Below are 18,301 nucleotides of genomic sequence, written 5' to 3' on the forward strand. Positions count from 1 at the left end.
GGGGAATATGAATCAACAAGAATTAACAATATTTAATTTGGGAGAGAATTTAGATAATTTAATGAATTTAGACCCTAGGGGATATGGTGTATGCCGCATTTTATATTCTGCAGCAAGAGAGTATACAAAAGAGCCATTAACTACAAATGCAGCAAAAAAATTGGTGAACACCTTAAAAGATGGCGACTTAGTCTATATAATGACTGGTTTTGTACTACTTCCATTTAAAAAGGCTGAGATGGATGGAATTGTTAGCTCTATGATATTAGCTAGAGCTTTAGTTAAAGCTTTTAATGTAAAACCTGTAATAATATGTCCTAAAGATAATATGGAGGCTGTAAAAAATTTAGCTCAAGTAATAGGAGTTCACTTATATGATAGCATAGAGGAATTAAAAGAATATCCTATATCTATTGCAGCTATACCATTTACAAAGGATGAAAATGTAGCTGCCAAGCAGGCTGATGAAATCATAGCTAAGGGATTACCAAGCGCTGTTATTAGCATTGAGTGTCCAGGGGCAAATCCAATTGGTGTTTATCATAATGCAGTAGGACTAAATGTAACTGAATTGGAGGCAAAACAAGATATTTTATTTACTAAATTACAGGGCAAGGGTGTTCTTAATATAGCAATAGGAGATCTTGGAAATGAAATTGGTATGGGAACTATTAGTGAACATTTAGAAGAGTATATTCCATATGCAGCTAAAGGAAAATGTAATTGTGGATGTAATGGTGGAATTGCAGTAGCTACAAAGGCAGATAATATTATTACTGCAACAGTTTCAGACTGGGGATGTTATGGGTTAATTGCAGCAATAGCTTATTTAAAGAAAGATTTAGAAATACTACATACAAAAGAGTTACAAGAAGAAGCAATGGTTGTAGCTTCAAGAAGTGGAATGATAGATATGTATGGATGGCTTGTACCTGCTATAGATGGATTTGGATTATCAATGAATCTTTCAATAGTTAATTTGATGAGAGAATGTGTATCTTATTCTATTAAATTAGAAGATACCTGTGCTACTTGGTTTGATAAAGTTATTGAATTAGGTTTTTATGAAAATGTTGTGTAGGAGCTGCCCACATGGAATGATTTGAAAGTAGTGATATAGGAATAAGTATTAGGAAGGGGATAATTATGGATTATTCTAAGATGAAACCGAGTGAAGTTCGAAATTTAATACGTGAAGGCAAAATTACAGGACCAACTTCAGGAATGTGTGCTGGATATGCACAAGCTAATTTGGTTATCTTGCCAAAGGAGTTAGCCTATGATTTCTTATTATTTAGTCAAAGAAATCCAAAAGCTTGTCCTATATTAGAAGTTAGTGATGTGGGAAGCAGGAGTTTGAGATATATTGCAGAAGATGCAGATATAGCTAAGGATATACCTAAATATAGAGTTTATGAAGATGGAATATTAACTGGTGAATATACTAGTGTTGATCATTTATGGAGAGATGATTTTGTGAGCTTTTTAATAGGTTGCAGCTTTTCATTTGAATCAGAGCTTTTAGAGGCTGGAGTACCTGTAAGGCATATAGAAGAAAACTGTAACGTGCCAATGTTTATAACCAATATAGAGTGTGAACCAGCGGGGATCTTTAATGGAAAAATGGTTGTAAGCATGAGACCTATTCCCTATAATCAAATTGTTAAATCAGTAATGGTCACTGGAGCAATGCCAAAGGTTCATGGAACACCAATTCATATAGGAGAACCTTCTGTTATTGGAATTTCAGACATTAGCAAGCCTGATTTTGGAGATAGTGTTAAAATAAAAGAAGGAGAAGTTCCAGTATTTTGGCCTTGTGGTGTGACACCACAATCTGTGATTATGAATGTTAAACCTAAAATAGTGATTACACATTCTCCTGGCCATATGCTTATAACGGATACTAAAAATATAGACATTAAATTCAGTTAAGAGGCTTAACTCATAACTGATCAAACGGGGGTAATTATGTATAAAGTAGATTTAAATTGTGATTTAGGAGAAAGCTTTGGAAGCTATAAACTTGGTTTGGATGAAGAAGTGATTTCATATATATCTTCTGCTAACATAGCCTGTGGATTTCATGCAGCAGATCCGCTTGTAATGGACTATACAGTAAAATTAGCTAAGGCAGCTGGCGTTAGCATTGGTGCTCATCCTGGCTTTCCTGATTTAGTGGGCTTTGGAAGAAGAAATATGAATGTATCTCCAAAAGAAGCTAAAGCTATGGTGCAATATCAAATTGGTGCTTTAGATTCTTTTTGTAGAGCCCAAGGAATTAAAATGCAGCATGTAAAACCACATGGGGCTTTATATAATATGGCGGGAAAAGATTTAAAACTTGCTGAAGCTATTTGTGAAGGTATATATGAAGTGAATCCTGAACTGATTTTACTTGCATTATCTGGAAGTGAAATGATAAATGCTGCACAAAATATTGGATTAAAAGTGGCAAGAGAGGCCTTTGCTGATCGGGCTTATGAAGAAGATGGATCTTTAGTTGCAAGGACTAAAGAAGGAGCGATGATTGAAGATGAAGAAGTTGCTATTAAAAGAGTTATTAAGATGATAAAAGAAAATAAGGTTACAGCTATTACGGGTAAAGATATACCAATTAAAGTGGATTCTATATGTGTCCATGGAGATGGAGCTAAGGCATTGGAATTTGTAAAAAAAATTAAGCATAGCCTTGAAGCAGAAAATATAGAAATAATTCCACTACACAAAATATATTAATATATAAAAAGAAGGCTTTTTATGGGAGAATATTTTAGAACTTATGTGAAAATAGATTTAGAAGCTATTTTGCATAATATAAATGAAGCAAAAAAACGAATAGAAAAAAGTGTGAAGATTATGGCAATAATTAAGGCTGATGGATATGGACATGGTGCTGCTGAATTAGGTAATTTTCTTAAAAGTGAAGTAGATTATTACGGTGTGGCTACTTTAGAGGAAGCTCTAGAGTTACGTAAAGCTGGAATAGAATTACCTATATTAATTCTCGGATACACCTCACCTAGTCAATATATAGAAGTAGTTAAAAATAATATTACTCAAACTGTGTATAATACTGAAATGGCTAAAGAAATGTCAAAGGTAGGAGAAATATGCAAAAAGGAGGCAAAAGTTCATATTGCTTTAGATACTGGTATGACTAGAATAGGTTTTACTGCAAATGAAGATGGAATAGCAGCAGTTCAGGAGATTTTAACTTTTTCAAATTTAGTAGTTGAAGGCTTGTTTACTCATTTTGCTACAGCAGATGAAGTGGATAAGAGTTATAGTAAATTGCAAATAAGCAAATATGATAAATTTGTAGCTTTACTAGAAGAAAGAGATATAAATATTCCTATTAAGCATATGTGCAATAGTGCTGGAATTATGGAATTTGATCATCATCGCTTTGATATGGTGAGGTCTGGAATAATTACTTATGGATTATATCCATCTGAAGAAGTTAATAAAAATGCTATTACATTAAAACCAGCGCTTCAATGGAAAACCCATGTGATAAATGTAAATAAAGTTGATGCAGGTCATGGGGTAAGTTATGGGAAAACCTATATTACAAAAAATGAAACAAAAATAGCTACTCTTTCTGTAGGATATGCTGATGGATATCCTAGAGCTCTTTCTTCAAAGGGAAGGGTATTGATACATGGAGAATATGCACCAATTATAGGAAGGATTTGCATGGATCAAATGATGGTGGATGTTACACATATAGATAATGTGAAGATTGAAGATGAAGTAACTTTAGTTGGGAAAGATGGAGAAAATATTATTCATGTTGAGGAATTAGCTAATATGGCTGGAAGCTTTAATTATGAGTTTGTCTGCGGTATAGGGAAAAGAGTTCAAAGACTTTACAGAGAATTAGCTTAAATATTATATAGGGATAATGAAAAATAAATAAAATTAGGAAAAAGGTCTAAAGGGGTGAAACAATGATATGGAAAAAAGCAAGTTTAAAGCTAAAATTTCTCAAATAAGTGAAACAGCAGCTTTGGTTGAGTTTGGAAGAAAAATTAGTGAGGATATAAATAAAAAAGTAAGAACCTTTTGTACTTATCTTGATGAGAAACCTTTTTATGGAATGGTAGAGTATGTACCAGCTTTTACAAGTGTTTCTGTCATTTATAATCCATTGGATATGAAGAGTGAATCCCCTTATGAAGTGGTAAAAGTTATTTTGGATAATATAATATCTAAACTTGATTTTTCTTTAGAAGATGAAGAACATATAGTTGAAATTCCAGTGTGCTATGGCGGTGAATTTGGACAAGATATTGAGCAAGTTGCAAAAATAAATAATATTACTGTAGATGAGGTTATAAAAATTCATTCTGAAGGAAAATATCTAGTTTATATGATTGGTTTTGCTCCAGGATTTCCATACTTAGGTGGAATGTCTGAAAAAATTGCGGCTCCAAGGCGTGAATCTCCAAGAATAGCAATACCAGCAGGTTCAGTTGGTATTGCTGGAATGCAGACAGGGGTATATCCTATAGAAACTCCTGGGGGCTGGCAGCTTATAGGAAAGACACCATTAAAATTATTTGATTTAAAGAGAAATTCTAAAAGCCTTTTAAAGGCAGGAGATATAGTTAAGTTTTATCCTATTTCTTATGAAGAATATGTACAGTTAAAGGAGGAAGAATAGTGAGTATATCTGTTTTAAATCCAGGACTGCAGTCAACTATTCAAGATTTGGGAAGACATGGATATCAAAAATATGGGGTTATAGTTAGCGGTGCTATGGATGTTTATGCTATGAGAATTGCAAACATTGCAGTTGGAAATGATGAAAATGAAGGTGTTTTGGAAATTACAATGATTGGTCCCTCATTAGAGTTAGAAAAGGGAGCCTTAATTTCTATAACGGGTGGAAATATTTCACCTACTATTAATGGAAAGAAAATTCCAATGGGAAGACCAGTTTATTTAAAGGAAGACTGTGTATTAAATTTTGGAGCGTGTATAGCTGGATGTCGTTCTTATTTAGCTATAGCAGGCGGCTTTGCCGTTCCAGAAGTTATGGAAAGTAAAAGTACATATTTAAGAGCACAATTTGGAGGCTTTAATGGAAGACCTTTGAAAAAGGGAGATATATTAAATATTGGTACTAAAAGTGTAGCAGCTATTAAAATAATAGAAAAGCTACAAGAGATAACTCAAAAAGGTGAGTTTGTAGCTCCCAGTTGGTATATTGGGGATTCAACAGTAGAAAATATCAATAGCACAATTATTAGAGTTTTTAAAGACAGGCAATTTGATAATATTTCTGATGAAAGTATAAATAAATTTTTTAATTCAGAGTTTAATGTAGACAATAAATCAGATAGAATGGGATATCGTTTATGTGGAGAAAAAATAGAACTTAAAGAAAGATTGGAAATGATATCTGAAGAAGTTTCTGTTGGGACTATTCAAATTCCACCTGACGGTAACCCTATTATTTTATTAGCAGATAGGCAAACTACAGGAGGATATCCTAAAATAGCTCACGTAGTTTCTGCAGATATTCAAAAAATAGTTCAACTAAAACCTAATAGTAAAATTAAATTTAAACAGATTACATTAAAGGATGCTGAAAGGCTGTACTTTGAAAGAGAAAAATATATTGATGAACTAAAAAAAGCAATAAGACTTACAATATTATAATAGGAAGTGAAATTATGATTAATATAGAGGATATAGAAAAAATCATGCAAGTTGTTGATAAATTCGAGGTTTCTCACTTTGAATTTCAACATGAAGATAGCAAGATAATAATAGATAAGAATAAGATATGTGAAGGTTTAGCTGGTACTAATACGTTTACTAAAGGTGAAATTAAAGCTGCTCAGTCTAAAATTGAGAAAAGTATCAATGAGGACGTTGAGCCAGAAATTACAGAGAAGGAATATATTAAAGCCGCTTTTGCAGGGAGTTTCTATTCTTCCAAAGAAAAAAATGAACAAGCATTCGTTAAAGTTAATGATGAGGTAGAATGTGATACTGTTGTTGGGTTGATTGAAGTAATGAAATTATTTAATGAAGTTGAAGCGGGCGTTCAAGGAACTATAGTTGATATATTAGTTAAGGATGGAGAGTTTGTAGAATACGGCCAACCACTATTTGAGATAAAAAGTAAGTAAGTGATTTGAAAAGGAGAAAGATATGTTTAAGAAAATTCTCATAGCTAATAGAGGAGAAATTGCTGTTAGAATTATACGTGCTTGCAGAGAGCTTGGAATTTCAACAGTTGCTATTTATTCAGAAACTGATAAAGATGCATTGCATGTAAAAATTTCTGATGAAGCTTATTGTATTGGTAAAACATTTGTAAAGGATAGTTATCTTAATGTGCAAAATATATTGAGTGTCGCTATACATGCTAAAGTAGATGCTATTCATCCAGGTTATGGTTTCCTTTCAGAAAATACAAATTTTGCTCAAATGTGTGAGGAATTTGGAATTAAATTTATAGGTCCATGTCCTGGAATTATAAGTTTAATGGGTGATAAATCTAATGCAAGAGATACAATGAAGCGAGCCGGAGTGCCTACTGTTCCTGGGACAGATGGAGAAATACAAAATATTAATGAAGCAATAGCAATTGCAAAAGAAATAGGATATCCAGTTATAGTTAAAGCATCAGCAGGAGGCGGAGGTAAAGGAATGAGAGTGGTTAATTCTGAAGATGAATTAATAAGCTCCATTGAAACTGCCCAAAAGGAAGCACAAAACTATTTCGGAAATCCTATGGTTTATTTGGAGAAATATTTAGAGTATACTAGACATGTAGAAATTCAAATAATTGGAGATAATTATGGAAATGTAGTTCATTTAGGTGAAAGAGATTGTTCAATACAAAGGCGTCATCAAAAGCTTGTAGAAGAATCACCATCACCAGCATTAAATGAAGATTTAAGAAATGCTATGGGTGAAGCGGCTGTAAAAGTAGCTAAAGCTGTAAAGTATAATAGCGTAGGAACTGTTGAATTTCTTTTAAATGAGGATAATAATTTTTATTTTATGGAAATGAATACAAGAATACAAGTTGAGCATGGTGTCACTGAAATGATAACTGGCATTGATCTTATGAAAGAACAAATATTAGTAGCAAGTGGTGAAAAATTATCTTTTACTCAAGAAGATGTTAAGATAAATGGATGCGCTTTAGAATGTAGAATAAATGCGGAAGATCCATCTAGAAACTTTATTCCTTGTCCAGGAAAGGTTGAAAATTATTTATCACCTGGGGGAATTGGTTTAAGAATAGATAGTGCAGTTTATCCAGGATACGTTATTTCACCATTTTATGATTCAATGGTATCAAAAGTGATTGCTTGGGGAAGAGATAGAGATGAAGCAATTTTAAGAATGAAAAGAGCATTAAATGAATTTGTTATTGAAGGAGTTAAAACAACAATTCCTTTTCACAAAAAATTAATGGATAATGAAACTTTTAGAAAAGGAAACTTTAATACAAAATTTTTGGAAATACATAAAATCTGTTAATAAATTCTTATAATTTAATTAGACTGCATATTGGGCATGGATGTTTTAGATACCCTTGGTGAAGATATTAATATTAAAGATTACACATTAATATTTTCAATATAGAGGGTTACAGAACTAAAAAAATTCATCTTTACTATAAATCCATATGAAATTAAGACTTTTAGAATAATTTAATATATAGTTATCATTAAATATATAAAATTTCTGGAAAATGTGTTTATGCTAATATAAAGAAGACTTAAAGTGAGCAAATATTTACTTACTTTAAGCCTTTTTTAGTCTTTAGGAACTTTTATTCCAGTAAACTCTGCAGACAACTTTAAAAAATTAATTGAATAGTTTTTATATTCTAAAAAGAACAAAAAAGAAATCTTATCTGCCTGCAAATTTTTTACTTATTACATATATTCTTGTCCTAATCTGTTAGCTGTTAAAATAGCAGAGTAGACATCTTCAGGGGTAACTTCAAATGGCATATTATGTGCAGTATCTTCTTTTGAAGTAGCAGCCTTTGCAACTTCCATAATTTCTTCTGGTTTTATTTCATTGATACCTAATTGTTTTAAAGTAACAGGAAGACCGACTCTAGTACAGAAATCTAATACTTCTTCAATTTCATCCATTGGAGCATTTTCAAGTACTAATTGAGCTAATGTACCAAATGCAACTTTTTCACCGTGGTACATATGATGGCAAGCTGGCAATACAGTTAAACCATTATGGATAGCATGAGCCGCTGCAATACCACCGCTTTCAAATCCAAGACCACTAAGAAGAGTATTAGCTTCAACTATTTTTTCTACTGATTTTGTACAAACTCCTTCTTCTACAGCAAGTTTTGCCTTATATCCTTCAGTAATTAATGTATCATAGCATAGTCTAGCTAATGATTGAGCTGTAATAGTAGTAGTACCAAAAGCACATGTTCCAGCATTAGACTTTTCACAAGCTCTTGCTTCAAAATATGTCGCTAAGGCATCACCCATACCAGATACTAAAAGACGAACTGGAGCTTTTGCAATAATACCAGTATCAACCAAAACTATATTAGGATTTTGCTTTAAGAATAAGTATTTATCAAAGACGCCATCATCAGTGTATAAAACTGACAAAGCACTGCATGGAGCATCTGTAGCAGCTATGGTAGGTACAATCACAACAGGAAGATTTGCATAGTATCCAACAGCTTTAATAGTATCAATAATTTTTCCACCGCCAATACCAATGAGAACAGTTAATTGATTTTCATCACAAATTTTGATAATACGATTTACTTCAGTTATAGAGCATTCTCCGTTAAATAAATCATATTTTACACCTATATTTTTAGCCTCAAAACTTTTATCTATAGTATCTTTTACCCTTTTTAAGCCACTTTCACTAATCAAGCATAATGCTTTTTCACCAAGTACAGATACGTATTCTGCAATATTTTTCAATTCTCCATTACCTTGAATGTATTTACTTGGTGCAATCATAATTTTTGCCATAAAAAACTCCCCCTTAACTCTTTAACAATGTATATTAATTATTATGTCTTAAATTATACCATTTTTATCAGTTATGGTAAAGTTTACATGTATCAAAAGGAAGTAATTAAAGTAATGTTGCATAATACAACCATTGATGATCAAATATTAGGTGATGATGAAGCTTTGATTGAGTAACACAATGCACATTTATATTATAAAATTTACGGAACACACTTTAGATATATAATTTTTCAACAAGACAAACTATATAGGAATTTATAGAAAAACCATTGAGAATTTAAGAAAGAACAATTTAACATATTTTAGTTTAAACTACAATTATTATGATAAATAGAAAGGTATGGTATAATTTTATTCATATAAATATCTCAGATTAAACTTGAACTTGTGAATATAGCTCGCTGAAATAAGATTTATTTTAAATTTTAGAATATATAAATGGGGGGAAAATAAATGGATGAATTATTAAATTTACTAAAGGTTAAACTTTGTAACTGTACTATAAAAGATGAAGAAATTATAAAGATTAAAGTTTATATTGAAAGTGGAGAAAATTCTTTGAATTTAGAAGAATTTCATAAATATAATATGGAAAAGGCTCTTAGAAGTCACTATAACATAAGAGCAGATTTTTGGAAGCTAATGGACGGTTTTATAGAGAAAGAAGAAATTTTTAAAAGAATAATAAATGTATTCTTTGCTATAGGAGGAGAGAGCTTCTTTCAAATAATAAATGGAAGATTTTACTCTGTGGCTAAAACTGTAAATTACTTAAAACCTATGGAACATAAAGAAAAGCTTCTATTATGGCTTATAAAAAATTGTCTTTATCGTAGAAATGTAATAGAAGTAATTACAATCGTTGAAGAAATGGTATTAGAAGACAAGGAAATAATATCAAAAACCTTTTTAGAAGCAGAAGACGAGTTTACTAAATTATCATTAGCAGCCTTAGCAATTAAAAATGACTGTAGTTTACCAGAAAGTGGAAAAGAATTTATAAAACATAATTTTGAAGATGCAGATAATGTAAACAAATATTTAAAAGATAAGCAAACAGCTCTAATTGATTTTTTCTCTTATGCTTGCGATAAAAATGAGGATTTAAAGGAAGTTGTCAGCAATATCATTAGTAAAAGCACTAATAGAAGAATGTTATTTTATGAATTAGTAGAATTTATTTGTTTTTATGATAAAACAGCACAAAGTTATGATATTGCAAATAGATTTAATATTGATAAAAAGCTATATGTACATAGATTAATAAGTATATATGTTAGAGAAGAAAATAAGAAGATACGTGAAGAGATAGAAGAAAGGATAAAAGAAATACCTTTAGTTTTTAGAGAAACTTTTGAAGCTTTAAAGAAAAAGAAGCTTGGTCAAGATAATTTTCATGATTTAGAAGTATTCTTACTTGCTTATTTTATTTATAGCTACTCTAAGGAAGAAGCAGATCTTGAAAACTTAAAAAATGTTATAGGAATAATTTTGAATCTTTTCATATGTACTGATAGAACATTAGAAATTTTAGAGAGAAAAGAAAAAGCTAAAATACTAGAGTATGTATTAGAAGGCAAAAATGAAGATTTATTAGAGGACTTTTTTCATAGGACTGAGAAATTTGATGGACATAGTGGTTATATATGGCGATATCATGGTCTTTGTTTTCAATTAATGTATTCTATAGAGGAAATTAGAGATATTATACATAGATTTATATATATATCAGTTAATGTTGGAGAATATGCCTTAGTAGCTTCAGTTATATCATATGTAACTGGATATAATGATATAAGTTATATAAGTTTTGCAAAAAAAATTTTAAGTGAAGGGATAAATGAAAAGCACTTAATTCTAGTTGCTGATGCAGTTTTAAATCCAAAAGCCAAGGAATATTTAAAAATGTTATGTCATGAAGAAAATACTGAGATTATAAATATTGCAGAGGATTTAAAAGGTGAGTCAAAAGAAGTTGTACTTGAGGCTTTATTTAAAGTTAATAAGGAAAAATATTCTGAGATTTTAGTTAGAAGTTTATCAGATAATTCAAAGTTTATTAGAGATAAAATTGCAGGACTACTTAGTTCTTATGAAGGATGCAAAAAGCAAGTTTTAGGTATATTAGCAAGCAAAAAGACAGCAACCCGAGAAATTGCTGTCAAAATATTAATGAATTTTGATATGAGAGAATTTAAAGCAGAAATCGAAAAATTTGCGGAGAAAGAAAAAAATGAAAAAGTTAAGATTTTACTTTTAAACATTGTAAATGCAGATTATTTAGACACCGAAATACTTGAAAGTGCTAATAGTATAAGTAGTTACTGCAGTGAGAGGCTCAAGAAAACTTCGTATACTGCACCAGAATGGATGGTTGTAGAAGGATTCACAGACGTAAAGTATGAAGATGGAAATGTTTTATCAAAGGATGTAATAACCTATATTATAAGTAAATACTCTCTTGAAAATGTGGTAGAAAGAAATCTTACAGCAGAAAAGGTAATAGAAAGGTGCAATAAGGCTGATTTAGACGCCCTTGGAAGTGAAATTCTAAATCTTTGGATTAATAATGGTGCAGATACAAAACAAAAATGGGTACTAGCTCTAGTTTCAGCAATTGGAGGCTTCAATGTAGTAAGTACATTAAAAACTCAAATAGATGTTTGGTCAAAAACTTCAAGAGGAGCTATCGCTTGTGAGGCGGTAAAAGCTTTAGCTTTAAATGGCAGTGATGATGCCTTGATAATAATAGATAGTATAGCTAGAAAATTTAAGCATAAACAGATTAAAAAAGCGGCAGGAGAAGCTTTTGTGTCAGCAGCAAAGATGTTTAATTTAACTGAAGATGATTTAGCCGATAAAATAATACCAGATTTAGGTTTTAACAAAAGAGGAGAAAGAGTATTTGATTTTGGAAGTAGAAGTTTTACTGCAAGTTTAGGCTTAGATTTTTCTTTAAAAATTACAGATAGTAGCGGAAAAGTAATTAAAACTATGCCAAAGCCCAATAAATCTGATGATGAATTAAAAGCTAAAGAGGCAGCAAATGAATTCAAAGCCTTAAAGAAACAGATGAAAACTATTGTTTCGACTCAAAGTTTAAGGCTGGAAATGGCGCTTACAGTAAACAGACTATGGAAGAAAAAAGATTGGGAAAAGCTTTTTGTTGAAAACCCTATAATGCATAATTTTTCTCTTGGTTTGGTTTGGGGGATTTATGAAGATGGAGAACTAAAGGATACTTTTAGATACATGGAAGATGGAAGTTTTAATACATTTGATGAGGAAGAATATGACCTTATAGAGAATTCTTTCATAGGACTTGTACACCCTTTAGAACTAGAAACAGAAACTTTAGAAGGTTGGAAGCAGCAATTTGAAGATTATGAAATAGTACAGCCTTTCCCGCAACTACAAAGGAAGGTTTATACTGTGACTGAAGAAGAGAAAGAAATGAAGAATATAGAACGTTTTGCCGGAACTAAGATTAATGGGCTTTCACTTGTAGGTAAGCTTACTAAAATGGGATGGTATAGAGGTTCAATACAAGATGCAGGATGCTATTATCAGTTTTATAAGGAAGATGAAAAAATAGGAATAGGTGCAGAGCTTCAATTTGAGTATCTTGGAGTTGGTTATGAAGATGAAGAAACTACTATTTATGAACTTGTTTTCTACAAAGCAAGTACAGTCGAAAGAGGTAGCTATGTTTATGATGAAGTAACTGATGAGAATAGAATTGCACCAATGAAGGTTCCAAAAAGATTCTTTAGTGAGATACTTTATGATGTGGACAGAACGTTAGAAGCTAAGACTGGTTTTACAGCTAATTGGAAAATGGATAGGTAAAAATCATGAGATTATATTTTAATATAAAGCAGGCAGGTTCACGTAAAAATTTTATAACAAAAGAGGAAGTGGTGTTGGAGTGCGTACCTTCAACTTTAAGGGAATTAATTAAATATACAGTTACGAGTAATGTTAGAGAGTTTAATGAAAATATAAAAAAGGAAAGACTTGTAGATTATCTTACAAATAGAGAGATTGAAGATAAAGCTGAAATTGGCAAAGTTTCCTTTGGAAGTATGTATAATGACTCCAAGCAGGATCTAGGCAAAGCACTGGAGTCTGCATACTTAGCATATGAAGACGGAATTTATAAGGTCTTTGTTGGTGATAAGGAGGCAGGAAAGTTAGATGAAGAGATAGAGTTAAAGGGTGATGATACATTAACCTTTATAAGATTCACTATGCTTTCTGGTAGACTATGGTAGTAAAATGGAGGAAGTTGAATGTATTTTGATAACGAAAAGGAAGAAATTGTTTTTAGATATTTAAAAACAATTATAGAAAAAAACTCTTCAGATAAGAATATAGCTTTAGCTAAAGAAATTACAGAAAATATTAATCCACCATATAGAGAACTTGAAAAAAAAGCTGATAGATTAAAAGTGCTTTTATGGGATAAAAGTATAAAGGCGATTGAAGAGGTATTTAAGGGAGAAAATTACAAAAAATTAGAATTATTGCTTCAGGAAGATTATGCAGAGCTTGGTAAAATAATTTGGGATAATGCAAGTAAATATCCTTATTCTATTGGTTATTATAGAAGATCCTACAGAACTAAAAAATCTTCACATCTATATTTAAACAAAAACATTGAAAAGCTAAAGGAGCTTATATATTTAAAGGCTTCAGACTTTTCTTTAGTAAAATATTTTGAAAATAATAAGGAAAAGTATAATGGTATAGGTGTTATTTCAGATATTATAGCTGTTGAGCTTGACAGGAATGATAATGAGGTTTTAGAAAAAATAAAAGAAGTAATTTATAGTGATAATAATACTTCAATAGTGACTAGGGAAATCATAAGAGGATTGTTAATGAGTGAAAATGAAGAAGCTCATAGAATCCTTGGAGACCTTTTACTTGCAGCAAAACTTCAAGAGGGTTTAAGGCAGGTTATAGTCGAAAACTTAGATGAAGGTTGTAAAGAAGCCTTTATATATATGTTAAAACTTATAATAGATAATAATTTAATTAGATTTTCTTCTGTAGTAAGAGGTTTTAGTGTATGGACAGGATTATATTTAGAAGCTGAAAAACCAAAGCTCATATTAAAATGCTTTGAGGCTGTATATAGGGTGTTAAAGGATAAAGAATATCAAGAGGAGTGCTTAGCTTCAGATGATAATATACTTTTATATACAGGTATTTGGTCTGTTGCCTTTAATGAACTTGAAGATGCAAAAGAGGTATTAAATGAACTATTACATGGAAAGGTAAAATATAAGAAATTAGCAGCACTGCAGTTTTTAAGTCAAATTCAATTTGAAACTTATAAGCATAAAATTGCTTGTGAAATGTTAGAGGATGAAGATTTAGAAGTTGTAGGTTCGGCTTTGAAAAATATATTTACAGGTATAAATGCTTATAGCTTGATTTATAATAAAAATTTAATTAAACCTTATGTTGAACTAGGAGAAGCTTATTATGGAGTAGGACTTTTTAATAAATTGAAAAGAGTACTTGATAATATGCCTAAAAAGGAAATAACCTTTAAGGAATCCTTATTTCCATGGATAAGCTTTGAACTTACAAAAACAGAGCTAATGGATAATATGCTTTTAGCTGTAGGTATGAGCTATAATGATGAAATACTTGATATATTGATTGATTATAAGGATAAGATGAGTGTTCAGGCTAGAGAAGTTTTAGTGAAAAAATTTTTAAAGGAGCCTGAAAATCTTAAGCAAAGGAATGCTCTAATAGAAGCTTGTGGAGATAGGGGGCAATCTGTTAGAGAAGCAGCTTTTAAGACTATTAATGCTCTAGAATTGAACAGGGAAGATTATGTATATATAGAGGATTTACTTAAATATAAATCTGGAGATTTGAGAAAAAATGCAATAAAGCTGCTATTAAAACAATCTAATGAGGAATTAATGAAAAGTATTAACAATCTCATAAATAGCAAAGATGAAAATAAAAAGCTGGCTGCCATAGATATTGTAAATGCTATTGAAGGTGATACAAACCATAAACCTATCTTTGAGGAGAGCTTAAAAGCCGTAGCTGCTATGGAAGATGTATTGCAGAAAGGTAAACTGCTTACGGAAAACATAGGTAATGATCAAAAAGAAGGGAAAAATTTAAATAACGGCTTTGGATTATATGATCCATCAAAAGATTATGAACCTATAGAAATTAAAAATAATAATTTTGATATTCAAAGCAAGTTCTGTTCTACAGAGGAGGAAATTATTAAGATAGTTAATACTTTCAGCGGGCTAATAGATAAAAACAGAGACTTAGAATATGAGACAACACGCTGGGATGGAAATAAAGAGATGATTATCTTAGGCGGCTCTTATTATCTTCAGCCTTTTAGCACAGAAAGTAGGAAATTAAATAATTACCCATTAGCAGAAGAAATTAGGACAGCAGCAAGGAATATTGGTTTAGATGCTTGGAAGCTTTTAGAGTTAAATTTTTATATGAAAGCTGTTCATTTTAGAAGGTATTCTGCTAATAGCAAATGGTATGATGAGTTTTTAGAAATGAATTTTAATTATGGAACAGTTAAAAAGCTTAGTAAAAGTCTAGAGAAAATAAAATATTATCAGTTGATAAAAGATTACTTTATTTTGTTAGCAGATGAAATAGAAAAAGATGAGATCTTTAATATAAGCAAAACAATAACAGAATATATATATACAGTGATTCCAAAAGATAGACATACTAAAAAATATTCAGAAGGAAGCTACTATAATAGTGGTACTAGAATAAAAGCGTATTTTTCAGCAGCAAGTGAAATTAATGATTGGCTTTACCTTCTAAAAAATAACTCAGAAACTGATGATAAGTTTAAGGAGTATTTTAATATAGCCTATAATTATTATAAAGCTAGTGAGTATAACGTTAACGGAAGCTTAGAAATATATGATTTTGGAAAGGCTTTAGACCTTGATATTATAGATGAAAATGAAGCTTTAAAAGAAATTATGGGAAGACCTAATAGTAGTCAAAATATTGAATTATTAACTAGTGTACACAAATATCATAGAGAAAGAGTTATAAAATATGAAAAGTTATTAGAACTTGCAAGTAAGGCTGTAGAAGTTATAGGTGAAATAGAAGTAAATAGGGGAGAATTAGATACAGAAGTAACCCTATTAGCTTCGAAAGTAAAAAAATGCTATGGAGTAAACATTTTTGCTTCAATAATATTAGCATCAGAGAAAGATACTTATATTAGAGGCTATAATTTTGTGAGTGGAGATTGTACTAAGAAACAAATCTTAAGTCATTTATTAAAATGTTGTTATCCAAAAGCAGGTGAAACAGCTGAAAATTTAAAGAAGTTCTTAAAGGGTAAAAAAGTAACCAGTAAACAGCTGATTGAAGCAGCTATGTATTCACCTGGATGGTTAGATATAGTAGCTGAATATTTGGGCTATGAAGGACTAAAATCTGCCTGTTGGTACTTCCACGCTCACGTTAATGATTATTTTTCAGATGAAAAAACTGCTATTGTAGCAAGGTATACACCTATAACAGTTGAAGATTTAAAGGATGGAGCATTTGATCAGGAATGGTTTAAAGAAGCATATGAAACTCTTGGAGAAAAGAACTTTAAGGTGGTTTACGATAGTGCAAAATATATTGCAGGCGGTGCTCTACATAAGAGATCTCAGCTTTTTGCAGATGCAACACTCGGAAAACTTGATTTAGAAGAAGTTAAAAATAGAGTTAAGGATAAGAGAAATAAGGATTATTTGCTTACTTATGGATTAATTCCAGTTAAGAATAAAGAAGATGTACTAGATAGATATGAATATATTCAAGAATTTATTAAGGAAAGTAAGAAGTTTGGAGCACAAAGACAATCAAGTGAAAGAAGAAGTGGAAGTATAGCATTGCTTAACCTGGCTAGAAATGCTGGCTTTTCGGATATAAATAGATTGATTTGGAATATGGAAACTTTAAAAATTCAAAGTGTACTAGCTTATTTGGAGCCTAAAGCAATTGAGGAAGTTGAAGTTCAGCTTGTAATTGACGAATTTGGACAAGCGGATGTGGTTTGTATTAAGGCAGGAAAAGCATTAAAGAGTATACCAGCAAAGCTTAAGAAAAATGAGTATATATTGGAAATAAATCAATTAAAGAAGGATCTAAAGGATCAATATGCAAGGGCAAGAAAAAGCTTTGAAGATGCCATGGAAAATGGGGAGATATTTAAAGGTGTAGAACTTATTGAGTTATGTAAAAATCCAGTATTAGCACCAATAATAAAAAGTCTTGTTTTTAAAACTAATGCTTTTATAGGATATTTACAAGAAAATAGTTTGATAAATTATAAAAATGAGGTATTTAAGTTAAAAGAAGATGATGATATTATAATTGCTCATCCACTTCATTTATATGAAGCTAAAGTTTGGAGAGATTATCAAAAGGATATATTTGAAAAGAAAATTGTGCAGCCTTTTAAACAAGTATTTAGAGAACTTTACCTGCCAAATAAAGATGAGCTAAAGGAACAGACTTTATCGAGAAGATATGCAGGCCATCAAGTACAGCCTAAAAAGACTTTGGCACTTTTAAAGACTAGGGGCTGGATGGCAAGCGATGAAGAAGGCTTACAAAAGGTATATTACAAGGAAAATATAATAGCAACTATATATGCCTTAGCAGATTGGTTCTCACCAGCAGATATAGAGTCGCCTACAATTGAATTTGTAAGATTTGAAGATAGAAAAACCTACAAGCTTTTAAATTTAGAAGAAGTATCAAAATTGATTTTTTCAGAGGTAATGAGGGATTTAGATTTAGTTGTAAGTGTAGCTCATGTTGGAGGAGTAGATCCGGAAGCAAGCATGTCAACTATTGAAGTAAGAACAGCAATTGTTGAGGAAATTTTAAAGCTTATGAAGTTAAGCAATGTTAAGTTAAAAGGAACTCATGCTCATATTTCAGGAGTCTATGGTGAATATACTGTTCACTTAGGAAGCGGTATAGTTCATAAGATGGGAAGTGGTGCTATTAATATAATTCCTATACATTCTGGACAAAGAGTAAAATTATTCTTACCATTTATAGACAGTGATCCAAAGAGTGCGGAAATAATATCTAAAATTGCTATTTTAGCAGAAGATAGTAAAATAAAAGATCCAAGCATACTGGAGCAAGTTGTATAATTTTCAAAAATTTTAACTTGCGGAGTGGTGCTGAAAATCAGTAACACTCCGCAGAATAATTGATATTGCAATAATTAATAGAGAATAATACAACAT

General features: G+C 30.9%; 12 protein-coding genes. 11 read left to right on the forward strand and 1 reads right to left on the reverse strand.

Annotation, left to right across the window (positions count from 1 at the left end; genetic code table 11):
* Positions 1-7: 7 nt before the first annotated feature.
* The 8 genes from L3B96_RS17710 to accC all read left to right on the forward strand — a co-directional run bounded on the left by L3B96_RS17710 (position 8) and on the right by accC (position 7,512).
* A complete protein-coding gene (locus tag L3B96_RS17710; protein ID WP_077830121.1) occupies positions 8-1,081 on the forward strand; it encodes a DUF4392 domain-containing protein in 1,074 nt (357 codons plus the stop codon).
* Between the two features lie 65 nt (positions 1,082-1,146).
* Positions 1,147-1,935 carry a putative hydro-lyase gene (locus tag L3B96_RS17715; RefSeq protein WP_238948207.1) on the forward strand — a complete coding sequence of 263 codons (789 nt, stop codon included), beginning with the start codon at positions 1,147-1,149 and terminating at the stop codon, positions 1,933-1,935.
* 36 nt (positions 1,936-1,971) lie between these two features.
* Positions 1,972-2,739, forward strand: coding sequence for a 5-oxoprolinase subunit PxpA (locus L3B96_RS17720; RefSeq protein WP_077830123.1), 768 nt, complete (start codon positions 1,972-1,974; stop codon positions 2,737-2,739).
* Between the two features lie 21 nt (positions 2,740-2,760).
* On the forward strand, positions 2,761-3,891 hold the full coding sequence (alr, locus tag L3B96_RS17725) for an alanine racemase (RefSeq protein WP_077830124.1): 1,131 nt from the start codon (positions 2,761-2,763) through the stop codon (positions 3,889-3,891).
* Positions 3,892-3,958: 67 nt separating this feature from the next.
* The gene (gene pxpB, locus L3B96_RS17730; RefSeq protein ID WP_077830125.1) at positions 3,959-4,669 is read left to right on the forward strand and encodes a 5-oxoprolinase subunit PxpB; all 711 of its coding nucleotides are present in this window, start codon (positions 3,959-3,961) and stop codon (positions 4,667-4,669) included.
* Positions 4,669-5,670, forward strand: a complete 1,002-nt coding sequence (locus L3B96_RS17735) for a biotin-dependent carboxyltransferase family protein (protein ID WP_077830126.1) — start codon at positions 4,669-4,671, stop codon at positions 5,668-5,670. The genes pxpB and L3B96_RS17735 overlap by 1 nt, the downstream gene beginning before the upstream one ends.
* A 14-nt stretch (positions 5,671-5,684) precedes the next feature.
* Positions 5,685-6,146 (forward strand): biotin/lipoyl-containing protein, encoded by a 462-nt coding sequence (locus L3B96_RS17740; RefSeq protein ID WP_077830127.1) that lies wholly within the window; start codon positions 5,685-5,687, stop codon positions 6,144-6,146.
* 22 nt (positions 6,147-6,168) lie between these two features.
* The gene (gene accC, locus L3B96_RS17745; protein ID WP_077830128.1) at positions 6,169-7,512 is read left to right on the forward strand and encodes an acetyl-CoA carboxylase biotin carboxylase subunit; all 1,344 of its coding nucleotides are present in this window, start codon (positions 6,169-6,171) and stop codon (positions 7,510-7,512) included.
* Between the two features lie 401 nt (positions 7,513-7,913).
* Here accC and L3B96_RS17750 read toward each other — a convergent pair whose 3' ends face one another.
* Complete coding sequence (locus L3B96_RS17750; protein ID WP_238948208.1) at positions 7,914-9,005, reverse strand: glycerol dehydrogenase; 1,092 nt, start codon at positions 9,003-9,005, stop codon at positions 7,914-7,916.
* A gap of 456 nt (positions 9,006-9,461) precedes the next feature.
* Between L3B96_RS17750 and L3B96_RS17755 the strand changes: the two genes are divergently transcribed.
* Genes L3B96_RS17755 through L3B96_RS17765 form a run of 3 tightly spaced genes read left to right on the forward strand, consistent with a single transcriptional unit; the run spans position 9,462 to position 18,205 of the window.
* Entirely contained in the window at positions 9,462-12,857 is a 3,396-nt protein-coding gene (locus tag L3B96_RS17755) for a DUF4132 domain-containing protein (RefSeq protein ID WP_238948209.1), read from the forward strand.
* A gap of 5 nt (positions 12,858-12,862) precedes the next feature.
* The gene (locus L3B96_RS17760; protein ID WP_077853936.1) at positions 12,863-13,282 is read left to right on the forward strand and encodes a hypothetical protein; all 420 of its coding nucleotides are present in this window, start codon (positions 12,863-12,865) and stop codon (positions 13,280-13,282) included.
* 18 nt (positions 13,283-13,300) lie between these two features.
* Positions 13,301-18,205: a DUF4132 domain-containing protein gene (locus tag L3B96_RS17765; protein WP_238948210.1), complete on the forward strand. Its 4,905-nt coding sequence runs from the start codon at positions 13,301-13,303 to the stop codon at positions 18,203-18,205.
* Positions 18,206-18,301 lie beyond the last annotated feature (96 nt).

Source organism: Clostridium sp. YIM B02569, from assembly GCF_022320765.1.
Lineage (GTDB): Bacteria > Bacillota > Clostridia > Clostridiales > Clostridiaceae > Clostridium > Clostridium beijerinckii.

Bases quoted from the DNA above. Each gene is read 5' to 3' on its own strand.
- alr (WP_077830124.1), top strand. From the start codon at position 2,761: ATGGGAGAATATTTTAGAACTTATGTGAAAATAGATTTAGAAGCTATT.
- L3B96_RS17750 (WP_238948208.1), bottom strand. From the start codon at position 9,005: ATGGCAAAAATTATGATTGCACCAAGTAAATACATTCAAGGTAATGGA.
- accC (WP_077830128.1), top strand. From the start codon at position 6,169: ATGTTTAAGAAAATTCTCATAGCTAATAGAGGAGAAATTGCTGTTAGA.
- L3B96_RS17740 (WP_077830127.1), top strand. From the start codon at position 5,685: ATGATTAATATAGAGGATATAGAAAAAATCATGCAAGTTGTTGATAAA.
- pxpB (WP_077830125.1), top strand. From the start codon at position 3,959: ATGGAAAAAAGCAAGTTTAAAGCTAAAATTTCTCAAATAAGTGAAACA.
- L3B96_RS17765 (WP_238948210.1), top strand. From the start codon at position 13,301: ATGTATTTTGATAACGAAAAGGAAGAAATTGTTTTTAGATATTTAAAA.
- L3B96_RS17710 (WP_077830121.1), top strand. From the start codon at position 8: ATGAATCAACAAGAATTAACAATATTTAATTTGGGAGAGAATTTAGAT.
- L3B96_RS17720 (WP_077830123.1), top strand. From the start codon at position 1,972: ATGTATAAAGTAGATTTAAATTGTGATTTAGGAGAAAGCTTTGGAAGC.
- L3B96_RS17760 (WP_077853936.1), top strand. From the start codon at position 12,863: ATGAGATTATATTTTAATATAAAGCAGGCAGGTTCACGTAAAAATTTT.
- L3B96_RS17715 (WP_238948207.1), top strand. From the start codon at position 1,147: ATGGATTATTCTAAGATGAAACCGAGTGAAGTTCGAAATTTAATACGT.
- L3B96_RS17755 (WP_238948209.1), top strand. From the start codon at position 9,462: ATGGATGAATTATTAAATTTACTAAAGGTTAAACTTTGTAACTGTACT.